This window comes from Martelella mediterranea (assembly GCF_021021415.1).
Classification (GTDB): domain Bacteria; phylum Pseudomonadota; class Alphaproteobacteria; order Rhizobiales; family Rhizobiaceae; genus Martelella; species Martelella mediterranea_C.
The window spans coordinates 13260-37711 of sequence record NZ_JAINWJ010000043.1 but is presented as its reverse complement, the minus strand read 5'-3'; the positions used below and the strand labels follow the sequence as shown (position 1 = coordinate 37711).

The window sequence follows — 24452 nt, the reverse complement described above, 5'->3', positions numbered from 1 at the left end:
GGGAGAGATGCCCCGAAAGGGGCAGTGAGGGTGGCGCAGTGCTTCAGATCGTTAGAGCGCTCGCGGTGATAGGCTCCCCCCTCACTGTCGCTGTCGCGACATCTCTCCCCTCCGGGGCGAGAAGATTGGGGGGCTGTGCGGCAAGGTCAGACGCGACATCTCCCCCTCAAGGGGGAGATTGTTGGCTGAGAGGCCTCGGTTCCCTCACTCAAACCGCAACGCATCGATCGGGCTGAGCCGTGCTGCCCGCCGGGCCGGGAAATAGCCGAAGATCAGGCCGATCAGGGCCGAGAAGCCGAAGGCGCCGGCGATCATCCATGGGTCGATGACGAAGGGCAGGGATAGATACTGCACGGCGGCATAGGCGAGGCCGAGGCCGATGACGATGCCGGCTACCCCGCCCGAGATCGACAGCACCAGCGCCTCGACGATGAATTGCAGCAGAACCTGCCGCTCCAGCGCGCCGACGGTGAGCCTGAGGCCGATCTCACGGGTGCGCTCGGTGACCGACACCAGCATGATGTTCATGATGCCGATGCCGCCGACCAGCAGGCTGACGCCGGCAATCGCCGCCAGCATACCGGTGAGGTGGCTTTTCGTACCGGACACGGCGTTGGTGATCTCGGTCATGTCGTTGACCTCGAAATCGTCCGGCCGGCCCGGCAGGATGTTGCGGCGCTCGCGCAGCAGGTCGCCGACCTCGGCCTTCAGATCCTGCGTGGAAACGCCGTCTTTCGCGGCGAGCACGATGCTTTCGATATAGCTGTCGCCGCCGAGGCGGCGCTGGAATGTGGCGATCGGCATCAGTACGATATCGTCCTGATCGCGGCCTATGCCGGCCTCGCCCTTGGCCCCGAGCGTGCCGATAACGGCGCAGGAAATATTTCCGACGCGGACATTGCGGCCGACAGGATCGTCATCGGCAAACAGCGTCTGTTTGACCGTCGCGCCGAGAATGCAGGCGGTATCGCCGGCCGCGACCTCGGCGCCGGCGAAATCGCTGCCGCTTTCGATGGTCCAGTCCTGAGCGTCGAGAAACGCATCGCTGGTGCCGATGACCACCGTCTTGCGGTTATTGCCGCCGGCCACCACGGTCGCATCGACAATGTTCTGCGGTGCTACGGCGCGCAGGTCCGGTATCTGGTTGCGGAGCGCCGCGATATCGCGCTCGGTGAAGCCCTTGGCTGCTTCGGAGGCAGCGCCGGGCGCGCGCTGGCCGGGCCGCACGAACAGCACATCCGTGCCAAGCCTTGCGATTTCGGTGCGCACCTGTTCCGCCGTGCCGTTCGCCACCGTGACCATGATGATCACCGCCGAAACGCCGATGATGACGCCGAGCACGGTAAGGAACGAGCGCAGCAGATTGCGCCTAACGGCCCGCAGCGCGAGTTTCAGCATCTCAAGAAACATGGTCGTCCTCCCGCCGTTCGCCGCGGCCCGGCCGATAACTGCCATCGACCCTGCCGTCGAGGAAATGCATGCGCCGGCTGGCGTAGCGCGCCACATTCTCGTCATGGGTGACCATCACCACAGTGATGCCGATATCGACATTGAGGCTGGTGACGAGTTCCATGATCTCGTTGCTGGATTTGGTGTCGAGATTGCCGGTGGGCTCGTCGGCGAGCAGAACGGCGGGTTCGGTGATCAGCGCCCGGGCAATCGCCACGCGCTGCTGCTGGCCGCCGGAAAGCTCCATGGTGCGCTGGTGCAGCCGATCGCCGAGCCCCACCTGGTCAAGCGCGTTTTCCGCCCGCTCGCGGCGCTCGGTGCGGCTGATGCCGCGATAGAGCAGCGGCAGCTCGACATTCTCGATCGCCGAGGAGCGCGGCAGAAGGTTGTAGCGCTGGAACACGAAGGCCAGCAGATGGCGGCGCAGCAGGGTCAGCTTGGGGCCGGGCAGTTCGGTCGTGTCGACGCCCTGGAAGAAGAACTGGCCGCTGGTCGGCCGGTCGAGCCAACCGAGAATGTTCATCGCCGTCGACTTGCCGGAGCCTGACGGGCCCATGATCGAGAGGAACTCGCCGGCCTCGATCGAGAAATCGACGCTGTTCAGGGCCGCGATTTCCGCTTCGCCGGAGCCGTAGATCCGCGAGACCTTGCGGAATTCGATAAGAGGAGGAGCCGCGTTCATATCATCGAACCTCCCGGCCGTTACCCGTGACCACCATGTCGCCAACGCGCAGATCGCCGTCCACGACGGCGGTATAGCGGCCATCGCTGGCGCCGACCGTGATCGGAACCGGCAGCGGCTCGCCGTTGCGAAGCAGCCAGGCGGTGCGCTCGTCGCCCGAAGAGGTGGGCGCGTCGACGCCGGCCGGCACGAAGCGCAGCGCCGCGGTCGGCACCAGGATCACGTCCTCGGATTCGCTGACCAGAATATCGGCCGTCGCTGTCATGCCCTGGCGCAGCAGGCGCTCGGAATTGTCGACCAGAAGCACCGCCTTGTAGGTCACGACATCGCTGTTGAGCTCCGAGGCATAGCGGATCGAATCGATCTCGGCCGGGAAGCGCTTGTCTGGAAAGGCCTCGACGGTGAAGCTTGCCTTCTGTCCCGGCTCGACCTTGCCGACATCGGCCTCGTCAATATCGACGCGCAGCTCCATCTGGCCGAGATCGCCGGCGATGACGAAGAGAGTAGGGGCCTCCAGCGAGGTCGTGAAGGTCTGGCCGACATCGACATTGCGGTAAAGCACGACGCCGTCGATTGGCGAACGAATGGTCGCCTTGTTGAGCCGCAGTTCCGCCAGCGCCAGCTCGGCCTTGGCGACATCGAGCCGCGCCTCTGCGCTCTGGCGGTCGGCAACAGCGGCCGCATAGGCAAATTGCGCGTCCTCGAAATCCTGGCGCGGCGCGACATTGCGCTTTGCCAGGGTTTCGGCGCGATCCATGGTTGCCTTGGCGGATTCGACATCGGAGACGCTCGACGCGACATCGGCACTGGCGGCGGCGAGCTTGGCCTTGGCGCTCAATATATCGGCCGTCAATTCGTCGGTTTCGAGTTCGAGCAGCACGTCGCCGGCCTTGACCTCGCTGTTGAAATCCACAAGCACGTCCTTCACCGTACCGGAAAGCTCGCTCGAAATCTCGACGCGGTTGATCGGCTCGATCGCGCCGGTGGCGCGCACGGTGATGTTCATCGGTCCGCGGATCACCTCGGCGGTCGTGTAGCCGGGCCGGGCCGCGACCAGTTGCAGGTCGCCGCTCTGGTAGAAGCGGTAGCCGCCATAGCCCGCGGCAATGAGGACGATGACGAGCGCCAGCCAGCCCCAGGGGAAGCGTCGGCGCGGCTTGTTCTCGCCGAGAATCGCCATGATATCGGGAACGGGCGGCCGCGCATGGCCTTCCTGTTCATCGCGCCTTCCGTGCGAGGACATCGGGAATTCTCCTGTCTGTACGCCTTACGATTTGCCGGCGACTATGGCGAGGAACCGGCGGCCATGCAAGCATTGCCGCGGATTAAACCGGGCGCTACATCATTGCCGCACACATCTTTGCGCGGAACCCGAAAACATGCGTATCGCGCGAGCGTGTTGCCGGTGTTGGCGTCCGGCGAATCATGCTAGTTTCACGCGAAAATCAGACGGATTTGGGAGATTCCTGGTGAAACCTCGTCACATCGCAGCCGGCATCGTTTCGGCGTTTCTTTTCGGCGCAGCCGCAAGCCCGGCAATTTCGGCCTTGCCGGAGGGCGCAAGCTCGCTCAACGAAACCTATCAGGACTGGCGCGTCACCTGCATTTCCAACGAAGGCGTCGACCGCTGCGCGATGATCCATAATCAGGTGGCAAAGGATAGCGGCCAGCGGGTGATGACGGTCGAGCTGTCGGTGACGCCGGACGACAAAATCCAGGGCGTGGTAATCATGCCGTTCGGCCTGGCGCTGGCCCAGGGCGTGACGCTGACGATCGATGATGCGACCGAAGGAAAGACATTCGGCTTTTCGACATGTCTTCCGCAGGGCTGCCTCGTGCCCGTCGAATTCGATGCGGCAATGGCCGAGCGGATGAAGAATGGCGGCTCGCTGAATATCATCGCTCAGCCGATCGACGGGAGCGAAAAGCTCAGCATCGGCGCTTCGCTGAAAGGTTTCACGGCGGCGCACAAGCGGCTGATGGAACTGCGTTAAACGCAATTCGTCAGCGAGAAAATATCAGCACCGGCGACAATGGAGTTTTGTTGCCGGCGATATCAGAAAGTTCCATAATCCACATTATGTGATCTTTGTTATAGTGACCCCGCCGGGCACTGTTCCCTGCGGAACACATAGAAACAATCTGCGAAACTGTCTGCGTATCTCTCATGCATAGTCTGGAATCTCTCGGGACGCGTATCGTCGTCCTCGGCCCCTCCAATGCGGGTAAGTCGACCCTGGCCGTCGCTTTGTCCAGAAAGCTGGATATCGAGGCGATCCACCTGGATCAGTTCCAGCACCTACCCAACACCGACTGGAAACCGCGCCCCGAGGCCGAGTTCGCGAGACTGCACGATGACGCCATCATGGGCGAGCACTGGGTCATGGACGGCAATTACAGCCGGTTGATGCCGCAGCGCCTTGCGCGCGCGACCGGCGCGATCCTCATTACATCCAGCCGCTGGCGCCGGCTGGCGCGCTATATCAGGCGAACCACGGTCAATCGCGCCGCACGCGCCGGCCATCTGGAAGGCGCGCAGGACAGCATCAAATGGGATATGATCGACTGGATCCTGTTCAAGACCCAAAACAGCGCGACCAAATACGCCGAGGCCTTACGCCGCTCCGGTTTGCCGACAGTCGAATGCCACAGTGAAAAGGCGCTTGACGAGCTTTACCGGCGCTGGGAGTTGCCGCCGGTCAGATAGCGGCGACATCGCCCCTCGCCCAGCCTTCCTGGGTTTCCGCGACGAAATCGTCGTAGCGTCCCTCTGCAATGGCCTTGCGAATGCCCTGCATGAGCTGCTGGTAATAATGCAGATTGTTCCAAGTCAGCAACATGCCGCCAAGCGACTCGTTGGAGCGCACCAGATGGTGCAGATAGGCGCGTGAGTAGTCGCGGGTCGCGGGGCAATCGCTTTCCTCGTCCAGCGGGCGCAGGTCCTCTGCGTGGCGGGCGTTGCGCAGGTTGACCTTGCCGCGCCTTGTGAAGGCGAGACCGTGGCGCCCTGCCCTTGTCGGCATTACGCAATCGAACATGTCGATGCCGCGCGCCACCGATTTCAGGATATCGTCCGGCGTGCCGACGCCCATCAGATAGCGCGGCTTTTCCGCCGGCAGTTCCGGCAGCGTCGTCTCCAGCATCGCCAGCATCACCGCCTGCGGCTCGCCGACGGCAAGCCCGCCGACGGCATAGCCCTTGAGGTCGAGATCGGCGAGGCCGCGCGCGGAGCGGATGCGCAGGTCCGGAATGTCGCCGCCCTGAACGATGCCGAACATCGCCTTGCCCGGCTGGTCGCCGAAGGCGACGCGGCAGCGCTCGGCCCAGCGCAGCGACATGTCGGTGGACTTTTCGATTTCGGCACGTTCGGCGGGAAGCCGAACGCATTCATCGAGCTGCATCTGGATATCGGAGCCCAGAAGCCCCTGGATCTCGATCGAACGTTCCGGGCTCATATGGTGGACACTACCGTCGATATGGGACTTGAAGGTCACGCCCTTGTTCTCGTCGATTTCACGCAGTGCCGCGAGCGACATCACCTGAAACCCGCCGGAATCCGTCAGGATCGGATGTGGCCAGCGGATCAGCGAATGCAGACCGCCCAGCCTTGCCACGCGCTCCGCGCCCGGGCGCAGCATCAGATGATAGGTGTTGCCGAGGATGATATCGGCGCCGAGATCGCGCACCTGGTCGAGATACATCGCCTTCACCGTGCCGGCGGTTCCGACCGGCATGAAGGCCGGCGTGCGGATTTCGCCGCTCGGCATGGTGATCGCGCCAAGACGGGCATTGCCGTCGGTGGCCTTCAGGGTGAACTGGAAGTCTTCGCTCATCTGTCTTTCCTGAACAGCAGGCTGGAATCGCCGTAGGAATAAAATCGGTAGCCGGTTTCGATCGCGTGGGCATAGGCCGCGCGCATGGTCTCAAGGCCGGAAAAGGCCGAGACCAGCATGAACAGCGTCGATTTCGGCAGGTGGAAATTGGTCATCAGCATGTCGACCGCGCGGAAGCGGTAGCCGGGCGTGATGAAGATGCCGGTTTCGCCCTCCCACGGCGCGATCCGGCCGTCCTCGGCCGCGGCACTTTCCAGAAGCCGGAGCGAGGTGGTGCCGACGGAGACGATCCGCCCACCCCGCGCCTTGACCGCGTTCAGCGCCGCGGCCGTTTCGGCCGAAACGATGCCACGCTCGAAATGCATCACATGGTCGTCGGTGTCATCGGCCTTGACCGGCAGGAAGGTGCCGGCACCGACGTGGAGCGTGACGAAATGGCGTTCGATGCCGGCCTGTTCCAGCGCCTGCATCAGGCGCGGCGTGAAGTGCAGGCCGGCCGTGGGCGCGGCAACCGCGCCGTTTTCACGGGCGTAGATGGTCTGGTAATCGTCGCGATCCTTGCCGTCCTCGGCGCGTTTGGAGGCGATATAGGGCGGCAGCGGCACGTGCCCGACGCGCATCATCGCCTCATCGAGCGCGCCGCCGCGGGCGTCGAATGTCAGCACCACCTCGCCGCCGTCCCGCTTTTCCTCGACCGTCGCGGAAAGCGTCGTCGCGCCATCGGCGGAAACGAAACGCAGCACATCGCCGGGCTTGATGCGCTTGCCCGGTCGGGCGAAGGCATGCCAGAGATTGTCGGCCTTCCTGAGATGCAGCGTGGCCGACACCGGCACCTCCTCGCCGCCCTCGCGCAGCCGAACGCCCTCAAGCTGGGCCGGGATCACCTTGGTATCGTTGAACACCAGCGCGTCGCCCGGCCGCAGGAAGGACGGCAGTTCGGAGACGACATGATCGCCTAGCCCCTCGCCCGGCCGCACCACCAAGAGCCGCGCGCTGTCGCGCGGGCTCGCGGGCCGCAAGGCGATATTCTCGTCCGGCAGGTCGAAATCGAAGAGGTCTACGCGCATTGTATCAGGACATTTCTCAAATTCGAAAACCCGCCGGCCTTGGCCGGACGGGTCTGCTGGTTGCGCTCTGTACCCAATAATCTTCCCCCTTGAGGGCAGGGCTATGGTCTCCCCGCATAGCCCCCTAATCTTCTCGCCCCGGAGGGGAGAGATGTCGCGACAGCGACAGTGAGGGGGGAGCCTATCACCACGACCGCCGTCACGATTTGAAACGCTGATCCACCCTCACTGCCCCTTTCGGGGCATCTCTCCCGCCAGCGGGAGAGAGTATTGGGAGCAAGCTGCTACGCCATATGCCATAGCCCTCCCCCTCAAGGGGGAGATTGATAAGAAGAGGGCGTCGCCCTCTGCCCGCATCAAACGTCCGCTGCAACCTTCATCGAGATGATGTGATCCGGGTTGCGGACCGGCTCGCCCTTTTCGAACTTGTCAACGGCATCCATGCCCTCGATCACCTGGCCCCAGACCGAGTACTGCTTGTCGAGCCACGGGGCATCGGTGAAGCAGATGAAGAACTGCGAGTTGGCGGAGTTCGGGTTCTGCGAACGCGCCATCGAGCAGGTGCCGCGCACATGGCGGGTGGCGGAGAATTCGGCCGGAAGGTCGGGCTTCTTCGATGCGCCCGTGCCGGCGCGGCCCGGGTTGAATTTGTCCGAGGTCTTGTTGCCGTGCTCGACATCGCCGCCCTGGGCCATGAAATCGGCGATCACGCGGTGGAAGACGACGCCGTCATACGCGCCCTCGCGCACCAGTTCGCGGATGCGGTCGACATGTTTGGGGGCGACGTTCGGAAACGCCTCGATCACGACCTTGCCTTTGGTCGTTTCCATGATGAAGGTGTTTTCCGGGTCCTTGATTTCGGCCATCATTTTCTCCTGTGGCGGTTTGCCCGCCCTGCCGGTCCGGCAAGGCGGGTTCAAAACTTACTGTCCGACGGTGACGTCCAGGATCCGGTCCGGATCGCTGACCTTGCCGTTCTGGGCCTGATCGCCCTTCTTGATCTTGTCGACATTGTCCATGCCGTCGACCACTTCGCCGATCACGGTGTACTGGCCGTTCAGGAACGGGCCATCCTCGAGCATGACGAAGAACTGCGAATTGGCCGAGTTCGGGTCCTGCGCGCGGGCCATGCCGACCACGCCGCGCTTGAACGGCACGTCGGAAAACTCGGCCGGCAGGTCCGGCATGTCGGAACCGCCCATGCCGGCGCGGTTCAGGTCGTAGCCGTCCTCGGTATCGCCGAACTGAACGTCGCCGGTCTGGGCCATGAAGCCGTCGATCACGCGGTGAAACACGACGTTGTCATAGGCGCCGCTTTCGGCAAGCTCCTTGACGCGCGCGGCATTCTGCGGCGCGAGATCTTCGAAAAGCTCGATGGTGAAAGGACCTTCGGTGGTGTTGAAGGTCAGCGTGTCGGCAGCCATGGCCGTACCCGCGAATGTCGAAATCAGCGTTGCCGCTGCCAGTCCCGCAATCATCTTGCGCATATTGTTCTCCTTGAAAAAGGTTTCCTCACCAGGCTACCGCGAGTGTTTTGCCCTGAGCGCCGCCGCCACATAGTCCGGCACGAAGCGCGCCACATCGCCGCCCATGGCCGCGACCTGACGCACCAATGTGGCCGATATCGGACGCGAGGCCGGTTTCGCCGGCAGAAAAACGGTCTGGATCTCCGGGGCCATCTCGCCGTTCATGCCGGCCATCTGCATCTCGTAATCGAAATCCGTGCCATCGCGCAGCCCGCGAATGATCAGGCTGGCGCCGGCCTCGCGCGCGGCATCGACGGCAAGGCCGCTGAAAGCGATCACCTCGACATCCCCTGCCCGCTCCGGCAGGTTTTCAGCCACGCCCCGCTTCAGAAAACCCGCCCGCTCCTCGAAGGTGAAAAGCGGCGTTTTGCCGGCATTCACGCCGATGCCGATGACGAGCTTTTCCGCGACGTTCAGTGCCTGCAGCACCACGTCGACATGCCCGTTGGTCATCGGGTCAAATGAGCCTGTGTAAAATGCCTTCGCCATATGCTTCGTCGCGTCCTCGGCCCCGTTTCCGGTCACGGCCTTTTGTCATGGAAAGTGCCGGGCTGCAAGCCGGTTCAGGCGCCAAACGGATCGGTCAAACGAAGAAGCCGGGCGCAGGGCCCGGCTCCAGTCTTCATTCCCGTTATTCGCCGATCAGGTCTCGTCGGTTCCCTCGTCAGGGATCCCCGTCGCCTCGGCCGCGCCTTCGCTGCCGGCCTCGACATCGACGCCGGCTTCAACAGCGTCCTCGATCGCCTCATCGTCGTCAGGCTCGCTAATGACCTCGACCGAGACCACCTTTTCCTCGGCGCCGGTCTTGAACACCGTGACGCCCTTGGCGGTGCGGCTGGCGATGCGGATGTCGTAGACCGGCACCCGGATCAACTGCCCGGCATTGGTGACCAGCATGATCTGGTCGCCGTCGAGAACCGGGAAGGCCGCGATCAACCGGCCGATTTCGTCCGTCTTGGAGGTGTCGGTGGCGCGGATGCCCTTGCCGCCACGTCCGGAGATGCGGAAGTCATAGGAGGACGAACGCTTGCCGAAGCCCTTTTCGGTCACGGTCAGGATGAACTGCTCGCGGAACTTCAGTTCCTCATAGCGATCATCGCTCAAGACGCCCTCTTCCGCCACCTCTTCGCCGACAAGCGCGATATCCTCGCCCTCCCCGGTTTCGGTGCGGCGTTCGAGCGCTGCCCGCTTCAGATAGGCGGCGCGTTCCCACGGCTCGGCGTCGACATGGCTGACGATGGTCATCGAGATCACCTCGTCGCCCTCGGCAAGGCCGATGCCGCGCACGCCGATCGAATTGCGCCCGGCGAAGACGCGAATGGCTGGAACCGGGAAGCGGATGGCCTGTCCCATCGCCGTCGTCAGCAGCACGTCGTCATCCGGCGTACAGGTCCAGACCGACAGGATGCGATCGTTCTCGTCGTCGAGCTTCATCGCGATCTTGCCGTTGCGGTTCACCTGCACGAAGTCCGAGAGCTTGTTGCGGCGTACGGTTCCGCGCGTGGTGGCGAACATCACGTCGAGCTCGGCCCAGCTTTCCTCATCCTCCGGCAGCGCCAGAATGGAGGTGATCGCCTCGCCCTGCTGCAGCGGCAGCATGTTGATCAACGCCTTGCCGCGCGATTGCGGCGTGCCGATCGGCAGGCGCCAGACCTTCTCCTTGTAGACGATGCCGCGCGAGGAGAAGAACAGCACCGGCGTATGGGTGTTGGCCACGAACAGGCGGGTGACGAAATCCTCGTCGCGGATCGACATGCCGGAGCGACCCTTGCCGCCGCGCCGCTGGGCGCGGTAGGTGGTGAGCGGCACGCGCTTGATATAGCCGTTGCGCGAGACGGTGACGACCATGTCCTCGCGGGCGATCAGATCCTCGTCGTCCATATCCGGACCGCCTTCGAGGATTTCGGAGCGGCGGGGCGTGCCGAACTCGTCGCGAACCGCGATCAGCTCTTCCTTGATGATCTCCTGGATCTTCTGCCGCGATGACAGGATTTCGAGGTAGGACTTAATCTCGTCGCCGATCTTGTTCAGTTCGTCGCCGATTTCATCGCGGCCGAGCGCGGTCAGGCGCGACAGGCGCAGTTCAAGAATGGCGCGGGCCTGTTCCTCGGACAACTGGTAGGTGCCATCCTCGGAAATCTTGTGGCGCGGATCATCGATCAGGCGGATCAGCGCCTCGACATCCCGGGCCGGCCAGTGCCGTTCCATCAGCTGCTCGCGCGCCGTCTGCGGATCGGGCGCACGGCGGATCAGATTGATGATCTCGTCGATATTGGCGACCGCGATCGCCAGACCGACGAGCACATGGGCGCGATCGCGCGCCTTCCTGAGCAGATATTTGGTGCGTCGGCTGACCACGCTTTCGCGGAAGGAGACGAAGGCGCGCAGAATATCGAGCAGGGTGAGCTGTTCCGGCTTGCCGCCGTTCAGCGCCACCATGTTGCAGCCGAACGAGGTCTGCAGCGGGGTGTAGCGGTAAAGCTGGTTGAGAATGACCTCGGCATTGGCGTCGCGCTTGAGTTCGACGACAACGCGATAGCCTTCGCGGTCGCTCTCGTCGCGCAGATCGGAAATGCCTTCGATGCGTTTGTCGCGCACCAGTTCGGCCATCTTCTCGATCATCGTCGCCTTGTTCACCTGATAGGGAATCTCGGTGATGATGATCTGCTCGCGATCGCCGCGCATCGGCTCGATCGTGGCTCGTCCACGCATGATCACCGAGCCGCGCCCGGTCTCATAGGCCGATTTGATGCCGGCACGGCCGAGGATTTGCGCGCCGGTCGGGAAGTCCGGTCCCGGAATGATCTGCATCAGTTCCGGCAGCTCGATCGCGGGATTTTCCATCACCGCGATGCAGCCGTCGATCACCTCGCCCAGATTGTGGGTCGGGATGTTGGTGGCCATGCCGACGGCGATGCCGCCCGCGCCATTGACCAGAAGGTTCGGGAACTTGGCCGGCAGCACCACCGGCTCCGACAGTGTGCCGTCATAGTTCTCGCGGAAATCGACGGTGTCCTTGTCGAGATCGTCGAGCAGCGTATGCGCGACCTTCTGCAGGCGGCATTCGGTGTAGCGCTCGGCCGCCGGCGGATCGCCGTCGACAGAGCCGAAATTGCCCTGCCCGTCGATCAGCGGCAGGCGCAGCGACCAGTGCTGTGCCATACGCGCCAGCGCGTCATAGATAGCGGCATTGCCATGGGGATGGTACTTACCCATGACATCGCCGGTGACGCGCGCGCATTTGACGTATTTCTTGTTCCAGTCCACGCCCATTTCGGACATGCCGTACATGATACGGCGGTGCACCGGCTTCAGGCCGTCACGCACATCCGGCAGCGCGCGGCTGACGATCACGCTCATCGCGTAATCGAGGTAGGAACGCTGCATTTCCTCCATGATGGAGATGGGCTCGATGCCCGGCGGCAGGCCGCCGCCCGATGGTGTCGTTTGATCAGTCAATGTGAATCACGATCTCAAGCTAGAATCATCTGGTTTTTTATAGCCGAATCCGATGGCTGACGCCAATTGCGCAAGCCTCCTGACAGTGGACAGACGGCGGATTCCAAGTTTTTATTCGTGTCAGGTGGTGATCTTGTGGCAAGCTGGCAAGAGCGCTGCGGATGCCGCCTGCGCTTCGCCGCGGCGGCGTGGCCCACGAAGAAGAAAAAACTGGCGGAAACGGGCGATGAACGAACTGGCAACGCTGATAAATGGCTTCACCACCTTGATGGTGACCATGGATCCGCCCGGCATGGTGCCGATCTTCCTGGCGCTGACCGTTGGCATGACCCAGGCGCAGCGCCGCAAGGTGGCGATCCGGGGCAGCCTGATTTCGTTCTTTCTGCTCCTGGCCTTTGCCCTGCTGGGCGATGACATCCTCAACGCGCTCGGCATTTCCATGAGCGCGTTCCGTATCGCCGGGGGCATTCTTCTGTTCTGGATCGGCGTGGAAATGATCTTCGAAAAACGCGTTGAAAGAAAGGAGAGGACCACGGAAACCGCCATCACGAAGGATGGCATGGCCAATCTCGCCGCTTTCCCGCTGGCCATGCCGCTGATCGCAGGCCCCGGCGCGATCTCCGCGACGATCCTGCTCGGCTCCAAGATGGAAACGGTGCTGGACAAGCTGGCGCTCGTTCTGGTGATCTTCGTCGCCTCGCTGGTCGTGCTGCTGGCAATGCTCGCCGCCGGCCTGATCGACCGGCTTCTCGGCGAAACCGGTCGCAACATTCTCACCCGCATTCTCGGCATGATGCTGACGGCGCTGGCCGTGCAGTTCGTGATCGACGGCGTTACGACGGTGATGCACGCTCCGCCGCCCGCAGTCGCCGGCTGAAATCTACGCTCTGCCGCCGATAGCGGGAAAACGGTCTCACCGCCCTCAAGAAGGCGATGCGAGGTTGATCAGAACGGAATGTCGTCGTCGAGATCCTGCGAGAAACCGCCGCCGCTGCTGCGACCACCGCCGCCACCACCGGAAGACGGCTGCGAGCCGTAATCGTCATAGCCACCGCCGCCCTGGCCTCCGCCAAAGTTGCCGCCTTGGCCACCGCCGCCGCCTTCACCGCGGCCGTCCAGCATGGTCAGCGTGGCGTTGAAGCCCTGCAGCACGACCTCGGTCGAAAACCGCTCCTGGCCGCCCTGGTCGGTCCATTTGCGGGTCTGCAACTGGCCTTCGATATAGACCTTGGAGCCTTTGCGCAGATACTGTTCCGCGACCTTGCACAGCCCCTCGCTGAAGATCACCACCCGGTGCCATTCCGTGCGCTCCTTGCGCTCGCCGGAATTGCGGTCGCGCCAGCTCTCCGACGTGGCCACCCGCAGATTGGCGATCGGCCGGCCATCCTGTGTGCGCCGGATTTCCGGGTCCGCTCCGAGATTGCCGACGAGGATGACCTTGTTTACACTACCTGCCATGACTACCACCTGTATAACCGCGTTGCGGCGCTTTAGAGAATTTTCGGCAGCATAGACGATCTCTCCAAAAGCGATCAACCGATACGGGACAATCCACAATTAAAAATGTTCTTTATTTGTTCTATTGCTCTGCTATGATCGAGTCAAGCGATTCAACCGGGGACATTCAAACCGTCTGTTTTGCTGCACCTCGACAGAGCCGCGGCGTGAACTACATAGGAAGCAAATTCCCTTCTCGAGAAGCCTGATCCCATGAGCGAACTGAAGAATATCTCCATCCGCGGCGCGCGCCAGCATAACCTGAAAGGCGTTGACGTGGACCTGCCGCGCAACAGCCTGATCGTGATGACCGGGCTTTCGGGCTCCGGCAAATCCTCGCTGGCGTTCGACACGATCTATGCGGAGGGGCAGCGGCGCTATGTCGAAAGCCTGTCGGCCTATGCGCGCCAGTTTCTGGAGATGATGGAAAAGCCGGATGTCGACCGGATCGAGGGCCTGTCGCCGGCGATCTCGATCGAGCAGAAGACCACGTCGAAGAACCCGCGCTCCACCGTCGGCACGGTGACCGAGATCTACGACTATATGCGCCTCCTGTTCGCCCGCACCGGCGTCCCCTATTCGCCGGCGACGGGCCTTCCGATCGAGAGCCAGACCGTGACACAGATGGTGGATAGGATTCTGGCTCTGCCGGAACGCACAAGGCTTTATATTCTTGCGCCGCTGGTGACCGGCCGCAAGGGCGAGTTTCGCAAGGAACTGGCGGAGCTGATGAAGAAGGGGTTCCAGCGCGTCAAGATCGACGGTGAATTCTACGAGATCGCCGAAGCGCCGAAGCTCGACAAGAAATACAAGCATGATATCGACGTTGTGGTCGACCGCGTTGCAGTGCGCGACGATCTGGCGACCCGGCTTGCAGACAGTCTGGAGACCTGCCTCGAGATCGCGGACGGGCTGGCGGTCGCCGAATTCGCCGACAAACCGCTGCCGGAAAACGAGACGGCGGCTGGCGGCGCCAAGAACAAATCTCTCAACGAAACCCATGAACGCGTTGTTTTTTCGGAAAAATTCGCGTGTCCTGTTTCGGGATTCACGATTCCGGAAATCGAGCCGCGGCTGTTCTCGTTCAACAACCCGGTCGGAGCCTGCCCGACCTGCGACGGGCTCGGTTTCCAGCAGAAGATCGATGAAGGTCTTGTCATTCCCGACCGGGCGAAAAAACTGTCAGAAGGCGCGATCGCGCCCTGGGCGAAATCCTCGTCGCCTTACTACAAGCAAACGCTGGAGGCGCTTGGCCGGCATTTCGGCTTCAAGATGACGGATCGCTGGGACAAGTTGCCGGAACAGGCCACAAACGCGATCCTCAACGGGACCGATGACAAGATCGAGTTCCAGTATGCCGACGGCGCGCGCAGCTACAAGACCACCAAGAGCTTCGAGGGCATCATTCCGAACCTCGAGCGGCGCTGGAAGGAGACGGATTCCGCCTGGGCGCGCGAGGAGATGGAGCGCTACATGTCGGCGGCCCCCTGCCCGGCCTGCAACGGCTACCGGCTGAAACCGGAGGCGCTCGCCGTCAAGATCAACAAGCGCCATATCGGCGAGGTGAGCCAGCTTTCAATCCGCGCGGCGCGGGACTGGTTCGAGGACCTGCCGAAACATTTTTCGCAGAAGCAGAATGATATCGCGGTGCGCATCCTCAAGGAAATCAACGAGCGGCTGCGGTTCCTGAACGATGTCGGGCTGGAATATCTCACGCTGTCGCGTAATTCCGGCTCGCTTTCCGGCGGCGAGAGCCAGCGCATCCGGCTTGCCTCGCAGATCGGCTCGGGGCTGACCGGCGTGCTCTACGTGCTCGACGAGCCCTCGATCGGCCTGCATCAGCGCGACAACACGCGGCTGCTCGATACGCTGAAACATCTGCGCGATATCGGCAACACCGTCATCGTCGTCGAACATGACGAGGACGCGATCCTGACCGCCGACTATGTGCTCGATATCGGCCCTGCGGCCGGCATTCACGGCGGCGAGGTGGTGGCCGAGGGCACGCCTCAGGCGATCATGGCCAACCCTAAATCGCTGACCGGCCAGTATCTGAGCGGAGCCAGGGCAGTCGCCGTGCCCGCCGAACGCCGGCAACCGAAGAAGGGCAAGGCGCTCAAGGTCGTCGGCGCGCGCGGCAACAACCTCAAGGATATCACCGCCTCGATACCGCTCGGCCTGTTCACCGCCGTCACCGGCGTTTCCGGCGGCGGCAAATCCACATTCCTGATCGAGACGCTCTACAAGGCGGCCGCGCGGCGGATCATGGGCGCGCGCGAAAACCCGGCCCCGCACGACCGCATCGAGGGGCTGGAATTCGTCGACAAGGTCATCGATATCGACCAGTCGCCGATCGGGCGCACGCCGCGCTCCAATCCGGCCACCTATATCGGCGCCTTCACGCCGATCCGCGAATGGTTCGCCGGCCTGCCGGAGTCCAAGGCGCGCGGCTATCAGCCGGGCCGGTTCTCGTTCAACGTCAAGGGCGGGCGCTGCGAGGCGTGCCAGGGCGACGGGCTGATCAAGATCGAGATGCACTTCCTGCCGGATGTCTACGTCACCTGCGACGTCTGCCACGGCCAGCGCTACAATCGCGAGACGCTGGAGGTCCGCTTCAAGGGCAAGTCGATCGCCGATATTCTGGAACTGACCGTGGAGGAAGGCGTCCAGTTCTTCTCCGCCGTGCCCTCGGTGCGCGACAAGCTGCAGACGCTTCAGGACGTCGGCCTCGGCTATATCAAGGTCGGCCAGCAGGCCAATACGCTGTCAGGCGGCGAGGCGCAGCGGGTGAAACTCGCCAAGGAGCTGTCGCGCCGCTCGACGGGCAAGACGCTCTACATCCTCGACGAGCCGACCACCGGACTTCATTTCCACGACGTCGCGAAACTTCTGGAAGTGCTGCACCAGCTTGTCGAACAGGGCAATTCGGTGGTGGTGATCGAGCACAATCTCGAGGTCATCAAGACCGCCGACTGGGTGATCGATATCGGTCCCGAGGGCGGCGATGGCGGCGGCCGGATCGTCGCGACCGGCACGCCGGAAGACATCGTGAAGGAAAAGGCGTCCTACACCGGTCAGTATCTTCAGGAGCTTCTGGAACGGCGGCCGCCGAAAAAGACGGAAGCGGCGGAATAGGAGACGGGATATGACGGCAGGCGCAATTCGCATCGGCATCGGCGGCTGGACCTTTGATCCGTGGAACGAGAGTTTCTATCCGGACAAGCTGCCGAAAACGCGCCAGCTTGAATATGCCGGTGACAAGCTGAAGGTGATCGAGGTTAACGGCACCTATTACTCCTCGCAGAAGCCCGCGACCTTCGCCAAATGGGCGGCGAGCGTGCCGGACGGCTTCGTCTTTTCGCTCAAGGCGAGCCGCTTCTGCACCAACCGCAAGAAGCTCGCCGAGGCCGAGGGCTCGATTGAAAAATTTCTCGGCCAGGGCATCACCGAGCTTGGCGACAGGCTCGGGCCGATCCTGTGGCAGTTCATGCCGTCAAAAAAGTTCGAGGCGGAGGATTTCGAGGATTTCCTGCAGCTTCTGCCGAAAGAGCGGGATGGGCTGGCGCTGAAACATGCGCTTGAGGTCCGCCACCCTTCTTTCCTCGACCCGGATTTCGTCGCGCTCGCCCGCAAATATGGCGCGACCATCGTCTGCGCCGATCATCCCGAATACCCGATGATCGCCGATGTCACCGGCGATTTCGTCTATGCTCGCCTGCAAAAGGGCGAGGATGAGAACCCGCATTGTTATCCCGAGGCGGGCCTGAAGGAATGGGCTGAAAAGCTGAAGCTCTGGTCAAAGGGCGGCGCGCCTGATGATCTGCCGCGCCTTGCCGGCGATGCGCTGGAATCGAAACCGCGCGACGTCTATGCGTTCTTCATCACCGGCGGCAAGGTTCGTGCGCCGGCGGGTGCGCAGGAGCTGCAAAGTCTGGTCGATGAGTAGGATCTGCGTAGGGGCCGGTCTCTGTCGGCGGCAATGCGACTCAGCGTGCGTTATCGATAATCTCGTGGATGGAAGGCAGGTGGGTCGGCAGGTCCTCCGCCGTCAGCCCCGCCCCTGCCCGGCTCCCGGCCTCGCCGTGCAGCCATGCCCCGGCCGCCGCCGCCTCGAAGGCCGGCACGCCCTGCGCCAGCAACCCGCCGATGATGCCGGAAAGCACATCGCCCGAACCGGCGGTGGCAAGCCATGGCGGGGCGTTGGCGTTGATCGCGATCCTGCCATCCGGCGACGCGATCACGGTGTCGGCGCCCTTGTAAAGCACCACCGCATGGGCGCGCCGGGCCGCCCGCAATGCCTTTTCGGGCTTGCCCAGACCACCATCCTCGGCAAGATCGGGAAAAAGCCGCGCGAATTCGCCGGCATGCGGGGTCATGACGCAGGTTCCCGGAGCCGCTTCCAGTTGCTTGAACAGCGCCTGAGGCTGCTCCGCGAAGGCGGTCAGCCCGTCGGCGTCGAGCACCAGCGGGCGTCCGATCAGCGTCTCCGCATAATCCCGCGTTTCAGCGCCGACCCCGAATCCGGGGCCGAGAACGAAAGCCGACAGCCGCTTGTCGGCGATCCAGTCTTTGAGCGCGGAAACATCCTCGATGCGCTTCAGCATGATCGCCGTCAGATGCGCGGCATTGACGAGGATCGCCCGCGGCGCGGCCGCGATCGTGACCAGACCGGCGCCCGCCTTCAAACCCGCCATCGCGGCAAGCCGGGCGGCGCCCGTGGCCGAGGCGCCGCCGGAAAAAACGCCGAGATGGCCACGTTTGAACTTGTGTGAGTCGGCGCCCGCGCACGGCAGGCTCTCGGCCCACAGCGCCGGGATATTGAGATGGTGGTCGCCCGCCGCCTCCGCCAGTATGCGCTGCGGAATACCGATATCGAACACCTCCAGCCGGCCGCAATGCGCGCGGCCCGGCAGCACGTAATGGCCGGGTTTGGCCGCCATGAAGGTCACGGTATGCGAGGCCTTGAAGGCCGCGCCAAGCACCTGGCCGGTCAGGCCGCTGACCCCAGACGGCAGGTCGACCGCGACCACCGGCAGACCCTCCGTCCGTGCGATCACGGCGGCAATCTCGTCGGAAAGCGGCCGTGCCAGGCCCGCGCCGAAAAGCGCATCGACAATGACATCGCCCTGCTCCGGCCGAAAGCCATCCAGCCCCGCGCTGTCCATGCCGCAATCCTGCCGCGCCCGAAGGACGTCGCCGGAGAGCCTGGCAGGATCACCAAGGTGAAACAGCGCCACCTTCATGCCGGTTTCGGCGAGCGCGCGGGCCGCGACATAGCCATCGCCGCCATTGTTGCCGGGCCCGCACAACACCACGGCGCGCCGCGCCGCCGGATAGTGCCGCAGCAGGCAGGCCGCGACCGCCCGCCCCGCGCTCACCATCAGCGCGTAGCTGTCTATACCGCTCTCAGCGGCAAGCGCGTCGGCGCGCCCCATTTCCTCAGGTGTCATCAGCAAGGCCGGCACTCCTTCATCGCGGGTGAATAGAGCGGAAAATCGGGCGATGATGCAAGAGGCGACTTTCTTCTGGCTAGTTGGTAATCAATTGCCTATTAATTGAACACAGGTTGCTGCTTAAAAATCAAGCGCCCGGATGTTCAGCGCCCTTGAAATGCCGCGCTATTGACCTGAAGGCGCCTTTTGGCGAACCTGATTTCGGTGCCACATGCGGAATGCTGCGGCAATCGCCACGCCGCAATTTCATTTCGGTGGATTTGCAGGAAGAATAATCGAACTTGGCATGCAATGTGCATTAGAAGTTCCGAGCGGGCTGACGCCTGCTTCAACGGGAGAAGCGGAGAGCAATTTTCTCATGAAAAAGATCGAAGCGATCATCAAGCCTTTCAAGCTCGACGAAGTGAAGGAAGCCCTTCAGGACGTCGGCCTGCAGGGCATCACTGTCACGGAAGCCAAAGGCTTCGGGCGCCAGAAGGGTCACACGGAGCTCTACCGGGGCGCTGAATACGTCGTCGACTTTCTTCCCAAGGTCAAAGTCGAGGTCGTTCTGGCAGACGAAAATGTGGACGCGGTCATCGAAGCCATCCGCAATGCCGCTCAAACCGGGCGTATCGGCGACGGCAAGATCTTCGTTTCCAATGTCGAGGGCGTCGTGCGCATCCGCACCGGCGAAACCGGCGTTGACGCCATCTGATCCATCCCTCCTCTTTTGACAAAGATGGGGTATCCCTATCGTCATCTTCTTATGCAAGGAAAACGTTAAATGACGACAGCTTCTGAAATTATGAAACAAATCAAGGACAACGACGTCAAGTTCGTGGATCTGCGCTTTACCGACCCCAAGGGCAAGCTGCAGCACGTGACGATGGACGTCTCGGCTGTCGATGAAGACCTGTTCGCCGACGGCATCATGTTCGACGGTTCGTCGATCGCCGGCTGGAAGGCCATCAACGAGTCCGACATGGTGCTGATGCCCGACACGGCGACCGCCCATATGGACCCCTTCTTCGCCCAGTCGACCCTGGTCGTGTTCTGCGACATTCTGGAGCCGCTGACGGGCGAAGCCTATAACCGCGACCCGCGCACCACGGCGAAGAAGGCGGAAGCCTATCTGAAGTCGACCGGCATCGGCGACACCACCTATTTCGGTCCCGAGCCGGAATTTTTCGTGTTCGACGACGTGCGTTTCAACGCCGAGCCCTACAATACCGGTTTCCAGCTCGACAGCACCGAACTGCCGTCGAACGCCTTCACCGAATATGAAACCGGCAACATGGCCCACCGTCCGCGCACCAAGGGCGGCTACTTCCCGGTTCCGCCGGTCGACAGCATTCAGGACATGCGTTCGGAAATGCTCACGGTTCTCGCTGAAATGGGTATCGTCGTCGAAAAGCACCACCACGAAGTGGCTTCGGCCCAGCACGAACTCTGCATGGTGTTCGACACGCTGACCCGCATGGCCGACAAGACCCAGATCTACAAGTATGGCGTCCACCAGGTTGCCCATGCCTATGGCAAGACGGCCACCTTCATGCCGAAGCCGGTCTTCGGCGACAACGGCTCGGGCATGCATGTGCACCAGTCGATCTGGAAGGACGGCAAGCCGACCTTCGCCGGCGACGGTTATGCCGGCCTGTCGGAGACCTGCCTGTACTACATCGGCGGCATCATCAAGCACGCCAAGGCCATCAACGCCTTCACCAACCCGCTGACCAACTCCTACAAGCGCCTGGTGCCCGGCTATGAAGCTCCGGTTCTGCTCGCCTATTCGGCCCGCAACCGTTCGGCCTCCTGCCGCATTCCGTTCGGCTCCTCGCCGAAGGCCAAGCGCGTTGAGGTCCGCTTCCCCGATCCGGGCGCGAACCCCTACCTCGCCTTCGCCGCGCTGATGATGGCCGGCCTCGACGGCATCAAGAACAAGATCCATCCCGGCGATGCCATGGACAAGGACCTGTACGACCTGCCGGCCGAAGAGCTGAAGGAAATCCCGACCGTCTGCGGCTCGCTGCGCGAAGCGCTGGAAAGCCTGGACAAGGATCGCGAGTTCCTGACCGCCGGCGGCGTGTTCGATGACGACCAGATCGATGCCTATATCGCTCTGAAGATGGAAGAGGTCATGCGTTTCGAAATGACCCCGCATCCGGTCGAGTTCGACATGTACTACTCGGTCTGATCACGGACTGTCTTGACGATGAGCCGGCTGCCCTCGGGCGGCCGGTTTTTTGTGTCTGCGGCGCAGCGCGGACACACCCCTTGCACCTGGCAAAACGCATTTCCATATAGAACACGAAAGGAAATGCTCATGAAAATACGCGAAGCGAAATACAATATCGGCGATATCGTCCGCCATAGCGCGCTTCCCTTTCGGGGCGTGGTATTCGATGTCGACGCGGAGTTCTCCCGCTCCGAAGAATGGTACAATTCCATTCCGCCGGAAATCCGGCCCAGCAAGGATCAGCCGTTCTACCATCTCGTGGCCGAGAACGAAGAAAAGGGGTATGTCGCCTATGTCTCCGAGGGCAATCTCCAGCTGGACATGAGCGGCGAGCCGTTGCGCAACCCGCAGGTCGGCGAAATATTCATGGTGACCGACAGCGGCCATCTCGCGCCGCGCTTTGCCAGCACGCATTGAACGGACGTCAACAGCAAAAGGCCCGGCTGAGACATTCAGCCGGGCCTTTTTTTGTCGCCGAGAGACGAGCCTATCAGTTGCCCGTCGTGGCGCTCTGCTGGGCTTCCTCGATCTTCTTGCGGCGATCGACAGCCATTTTCTTGATCGACTCGTCCAGATTGCGCTGGCTTTCGACCAGGTCGGGCTGGCTGATCGGGTCGCCGTCAAAGGCGGCGGTGAAGCCGGAAAGCGTCAGGTCGACCGGGTTCGGCTGCTGGCGCATATTGACCGAGGTGAAGGTCACCTTGCCGCCGCGCTTCATGGCATTGACCAGCGTATCGTTGAGTGGCGCCTGGGCAATGCACTGCTCATTGGTGCAGATGGCGTAGTCGAGCTTCTGCGGCGCGGATGTATCGATCTGCATCTGCACGCCGGCCGGGATCAGCCGGAAGGTCGGCACGGTTACCTGAAGCATGGCCTGGCCGTTGCTGCCCTGCGGCTGGATCAGGCCGACGGCGGTCAGCACCTGGCCATTTTCGGCGCGGGCATAGTTCTGCACGATGCAGACGCCGCCATTGCCGTTGTCATTGCAGGTCTTGAACCAACCCTGCGTGGGAGCCGCGCCAGCCTGCGGCTGCTGGGGCTGCTGTTGTTCCTGAGCCGAAGCGCCGGCGGCCGAAAGGCCCGCAATCGTGAAGGCGCAAACCGCGACACGCTTGATAATACTGGCGCGTGAAAGCATCAAAATCTCTCCTGGTTCATCTGCGAAAGGTCCGGGGACCCTGCATCGCTATTGTTACCGAAATGCGGCAAAGCGTCCCTGTTTCGGGCCTCAACCGCCAGTGTTTCCTCTGATATCGTCACATTGGACGCCAATCTACCCCCTCGGCACCCAAAATTTACGCGTTGACGTGATTTCATAGCCTGTTTCAGGGCCTATTTCAGCTTTGTCAGCGGCCATGATACCATTCTTCCACGAATGGACACGACAGGGCGAATCGATGCGCTTTCTTGCTACTCTCCTCCTCTCCGCAGCCCTTACGGGCGCGGCCGCGGCCGAACCCGTTCACGGCATCGCCATGCATGGCGAACCGGCCCTGCCCGCGGATTATCAGCATTTCAGCTACGTCAATCCCGATGTCAAGAAGGGCGGCGAGATCACCTATGGCGTCGTCGGCTCGTTCGACGCGCTGAATCCCTTCGTGCTGAAGGGCATGCGCTCGTCGGCCAGAGGGCTGTGGGACGAGGTGCTGGGCAATCTCGTCTTCGAACCGCTGATGCAGCGCTCGCGCGACGAGCCGTTCACGCTTTACGGCCTGCTCGCCGAAAGCGCGGAATGGGACGATGACCGCAGCTATGTCCAGTTCAACATGAACCCGGATGCGAAGTGGTCGGACGGCGAACCGGTGACCGCCGATGATGTCATCTTCACCTTCAACCTGTTGAAGGATAAGGGCCGCCCGCCCTATAACCGCCGCCTCGCCTTGGTCGAGACCATGGAAAAGGTCGGCGACAACAGCGTGAAATTCACCTTCAACGCCGATGCCAACCGCGAAACGCCGCTGATCTTCGCGCTGATGCCGGTGCTGCCGCAGCATGCGATCAATGCTGAAACCTTCGACACCGACACGATGACGACGCCTGTCGGCTCCGGCCCCTACGCCATTACCAAGGTCGAGCCCGGCCAGCGGATCGTCTACGAACGCCGCGACGATTACTGGGGCAAGGACGCGCCCTCGATGGTCGGTTTTGCCAATTACGACACGGTTACGATCGACTATTACCTTCAGGATTCGACCCTGTTCGAGGCCTTCAAGAAGGGCGCGGTCGACGTCTATCTCGATGACGACCCCAGCCATTGGGCCCGCGCCTATGATTTTCCCGCCGCCAGTGAGGGCAAGGTGGTGAAGGATGAGTTCCACCCGAAGACGCCGACCGGCATGCAGGGCTTCGTGTTCAACACCCGTCGGCCGAAATTCGAGGATGCCCGTGTCCGCAAGGCGCTGTCCGACGTGTTCGATTTCGAATGGGTCAACAAGACGCTGTTCAACAATGCCTATCAGCGCACGCAGAGCTACTGGCAGAACTCCGCGCTCGGTGCCTATGGCAATCCGGCAAGCGAAGCGGAGCGCGAACTGCTTGGCGACGCGATCGACGTGATCGATCCGGCGATACTTGTCGGCGACTACGCCATGCCGGTGACTGACGGGTCCGGGGCCGACCGCAAGGTGCTGGCGGCCGCCGTCAAGCTGCTTGGCGAGGCCGGTTACAGGATCGCGAACGGCAAGATGACGGGGCCGGACGGCAAGCCGCTCGCCTTCGAGATCATGACCACCAATGAGGGCCAGGAAAAGCTGGCGCTCGCCTACCAGCACACGCTGAACCTGATCGGCGTCGCTCTCTCGATCCGCACCGTCGATGACGCCCAGTACCAGAAGCGGCTCAATACCTTCGATTACGACATGATCGTGCTGCTGGCGCCGGGCTTCTGGTATCAGTCCTCGCTGTCGCCGGGGGCCGAGCAGATCTGGCGCTGGGACAGCCGCTCGCGCGATGTCGAGGGCACGTTCAACTTCGCCGGCGTCGCCAGCGCCGATGTCGACCGTATGATCAACGACATGCTCGAAGCCCGCTCGACCGACCATTTCACCGATTCGGTGCGCGCCTTCGACAGACTTCTGGTCAACGGCCACTTCATGCTGCCGCTCTATCACCGCGAGGGCCAGTGGGTGGCGCGCTGGGCGACGATTGAACATCCGACTGAGACACCTATCTACGGCTATCAGCTTCCCACCTGGTGGGATCAGACCGCGCAGTGAGGCTTGCCGGTGAGCCGCCCCCCCTCTCGGGTCACTCTCGGGACAAGCCAGCG

General features: G+C 62.6%; 21 protein-coding genes. 9 read left to right on the top strand and 12 right to left on the bottom strand.

Annotation, left to right across the window (positions count from 1 at the left end; all coding sequences use genetic code 11):
* Positions 1–204: 204 nt before the first annotated feature.
* Genes K7H91_RS19630 through K7H91_RS19620 form a run of 3 tightly spaced genes read right to left on the bottom strand, consistent with a single transcriptional unit; the run spans position 205 to position 3374 of the window.
* Positions 205–1410: an ABC transporter permease gene (locus K7H91_RS19630; RefSeq protein WP_230721908.1), complete on the bottom strand. Its 1206-nt coding sequence runs from the start codon at positions 1408–1410 to the stop codon at positions 205–207.
* Positions 1400–2131, bottom strand: coding sequence for an ABC transporter ATP-binding protein (locus tag K7H91_RS19625; protein ID WP_230721907.1), 732 nt, complete (start codon positions 2129–2131; stop codon positions 1400–1402). The genes K7H91_RS19630 and K7H91_RS19625 overlap by 11 nt, the downstream gene beginning before the upstream one ends.
* A gap of 1 nt (position 2132) precedes the next feature.
* Positions 2133–3374: an efflux RND transporter periplasmic adaptor subunit gene (locus K7H91_RS19620; RefSeq protein WP_230721906.1), complete on the bottom strand. Its 1242-nt coding sequence runs from the start codon at positions 3372–3374 to the stop codon at positions 2133–2135.
* A 226-nt stretch (positions 3375–3600) separates the two neighbouring features.
* Between K7H91_RS19620 and K7H91_RS19615 the strand changes: the two genes are divergently transcribed.
* Together K7H91_RS19615 and K7H91_RS19610 are read left to right on the top strand one after the other, a co-directional pair.
* Positions 3601–4125 (top strand): invasion associated locus B family protein, encoded by a 525-nt coding sequence (locus K7H91_RS19615; protein ID WP_018063286.1) that lies wholly within the window; start codon positions 3601–3603, stop codon positions 4123–4125.
* A gap of 173 nt (positions 4126–4298) precedes the next feature.
* Positions 4299–4838 carry a hypothetical protein gene (locus tag K7H91_RS19610; RefSeq protein WP_018063287.1) on the top strand — a complete coding sequence of 180 codons (540 nt, stop codon included), beginning with the start codon at positions 4299–4301 and terminating at the stop codon, positions 4836–4838.
* Here K7H91_RS19610 and tgt read toward each other — a convergent pair.
* From tgt to gyrA, 6 genes are all read right to left on the bottom strand, one after another.
* Positions 4831–5964 carry a tRNA guanosine(34) transglycosylase Tgt gene (tgt, locus tag K7H91_RS19605; RefSeq protein WP_230721905.1) on the bottom strand — a complete coding sequence of 378 codons (1134 nt, stop codon included), beginning with the start codon at positions 5962–5964 and terminating at the stop codon, positions 4831–4833. The two genes, K7H91_RS19610 and tgt, sit on opposite strands and share 8 nt — an antisense overlap.
* Complete coding sequence (queA, locus tag K7H91_RS19600) at positions 5961–7031, bottom strand: tRNA preQ1(34) S-adenosylmethionine ribosyltransferase-isomerase QueA (RefSeq protein WP_230721904.1); 1071 nt, start codon at positions 7029–7031, stop codon at positions 5961–5963. Before queA ends, tgt begins: the two co-directional genes overlap by 4 nt.
* A gap of 356 nt (positions 7032–7387) precedes the next feature.
* Positions 7388–7897 (bottom strand): peptidylprolyl isomerase, encoded by a 510-nt coding sequence (locus tag K7H91_RS19595; RefSeq protein WP_018063290.1) that lies wholly within the window; start codon positions 7895–7897, stop codon positions 7388–7390.
* Positions 7898–7954: 57 nt separating this feature from the next.
* Positions 7955–8518: a peptidylprolyl isomerase gene (locus K7H91_RS19590; RefSeq protein WP_018063291.1), complete on the bottom strand. Its 564-nt coding sequence runs from the start codon at positions 8516–8518 to the stop codon at positions 7955–7957.
* Between the two features lie 33 nt (positions 8519–8551).
* Entirely contained in the window at positions 8552–9046 is a 495-nt protein-coding gene (gene coaD / locus K7H91_RS19585; protein WP_230721903.1) for a pantetheine-phosphate adenylyltransferase, read from the bottom strand.
* A gap of 153 nt (positions 9047–9199) precedes the next feature.
* On the bottom strand, positions 9200–12016 hold the full coding sequence (gene gyrA, locus K7H91_RS19580) for a DNA gyrase subunit A (RefSeq protein ID WP_230721902.1): 2817 nt from the start codon (positions 12014–12016) through the stop codon (positions 9200–9202).
* Positions 12017–12242: 226 nt separating this feature from the next.
* Between gyrA and K7H91_RS19575 the strand changes: the two genes are divergently transcribed.
* Positions 12243–12893 (top strand): MarC family protein, encoded by a 651-nt coding sequence (locus K7H91_RS19575; protein WP_230721901.1) that lies wholly within the window; start codon positions 12243–12245, stop codon positions 12891–12893.
* Between the two features lie 68 nt (positions 12894–12961).
* Here K7H91_RS19575 and K7H91_RS19570 read toward each other — a convergent pair whose 3' ends face one another.
* Positions 12962–13474, bottom strand: a complete 513-nt coding sequence (locus K7H91_RS19570; protein ID WP_230721900.1) for a single-stranded DNA-binding protein — start codon at positions 13472–13474, stop codon at positions 12962–12964.
* Between the two features lie 252 nt (positions 13475–13726).
* Here K7H91_RS19570 and uvrA point away from each other — a divergent pair, with 252 nt between their 5' ends.
* Positions 13727–16648, top strand: coding sequence for an excinuclease ABC subunit UvrA (gene uvrA / locus K7H91_RS19565; protein ID WP_230721899.1), 2922 nt, complete (start codon positions 13727–13729; stop codon positions 16646–16648).
* Positions 16649–16658: 10 nt separating this feature from the next.
* Positions 16659–17459 (top strand): DUF72 domain-containing protein, encoded by an 801-nt coding sequence (locus tag K7H91_RS19560; protein ID WP_230721898.1) that lies wholly within the window; start codon positions 16659–16661, stop codon positions 17457–17459.
* 40 nt (positions 17460–17499) lie between these two features.
* Here the strand turns inward: K7H91_RS19560 and K7H91_RS19555 are convergent, their stop codons facing one another.
* Positions 17500–18963, bottom strand: coding sequence for an NAD(P)H-hydrate dehydratase (locus K7H91_RS19555; RefSeq protein WP_230721947.1), 1464 nt, complete (start codon positions 18961–18963; stop codon positions 17500–17502).
* A gap of 361 nt (positions 18964–19324) precedes the next feature.
* On the opposite strand from K7H91_RS19555, the gene K7H91_RS19550 reads away from it, so the two are divergent.
* The 3 genes from K7H91_RS19550 to hspQ all read left to right on the top strand — a co-directional run bounded on the left by K7H91_RS19550 (position 19325) and on the right by hspQ (position 21601).
* On the top strand, positions 19325–19663 hold the full coding sequence (locus tag K7H91_RS19550) for a P-II family nitrogen regulator (RefSeq protein ID WP_018063299.1): 339 nt from the start codon (positions 19325–19327) through the stop codon (positions 19661–19663).
* A gap of 69 nt (positions 19664–19732) precedes the next feature.
* Positions 19733–21142, top strand: a complete 1410-nt coding sequence (gene glnA / locus K7H91_RS19545) for a type I glutamate--ammonia ligase (RefSeq protein WP_230721897.1) — start codon at positions 19733–19735, stop codon at positions 21140–21142.
* A gap of 129 nt (positions 21143–21271) precedes the next feature.
* Entirely contained in the window at positions 21272–21601 is a 330-nt protein-coding gene (hspQ, locus tag K7H91_RS19540; RefSeq protein ID WP_230721896.1) for a heat shock protein HspQ, read from the top strand.
* Positions 21602–21674: 73 nt separating this feature from the next.
* On the opposite strand, the gene K7H91_RS19535 is transcribed toward hspQ, so the two are convergent.
* Entirely contained in the window at positions 21675–22322 is a 648-nt protein-coding gene (locus tag K7H91_RS19535) for an invasion associated locus B family protein (protein ID WP_230721895.1), read from the bottom strand.
* A gap of 259 nt (positions 22323–22581) precedes the next feature.
* On the opposite strand from K7H91_RS19535, the gene K7H91_RS19530 reads away from it, so the two are divergent.
* Complete coding sequence (locus K7H91_RS19530; RefSeq protein WP_230721894.1) at positions 22582–24399, top strand: extracellular solute-binding protein; 1818 nt, start codon at positions 22582–22584, stop codon at positions 24397–24399.
* The last annotated feature ends 53 nt before the right edge of the window (positions 24400–24452 follow it).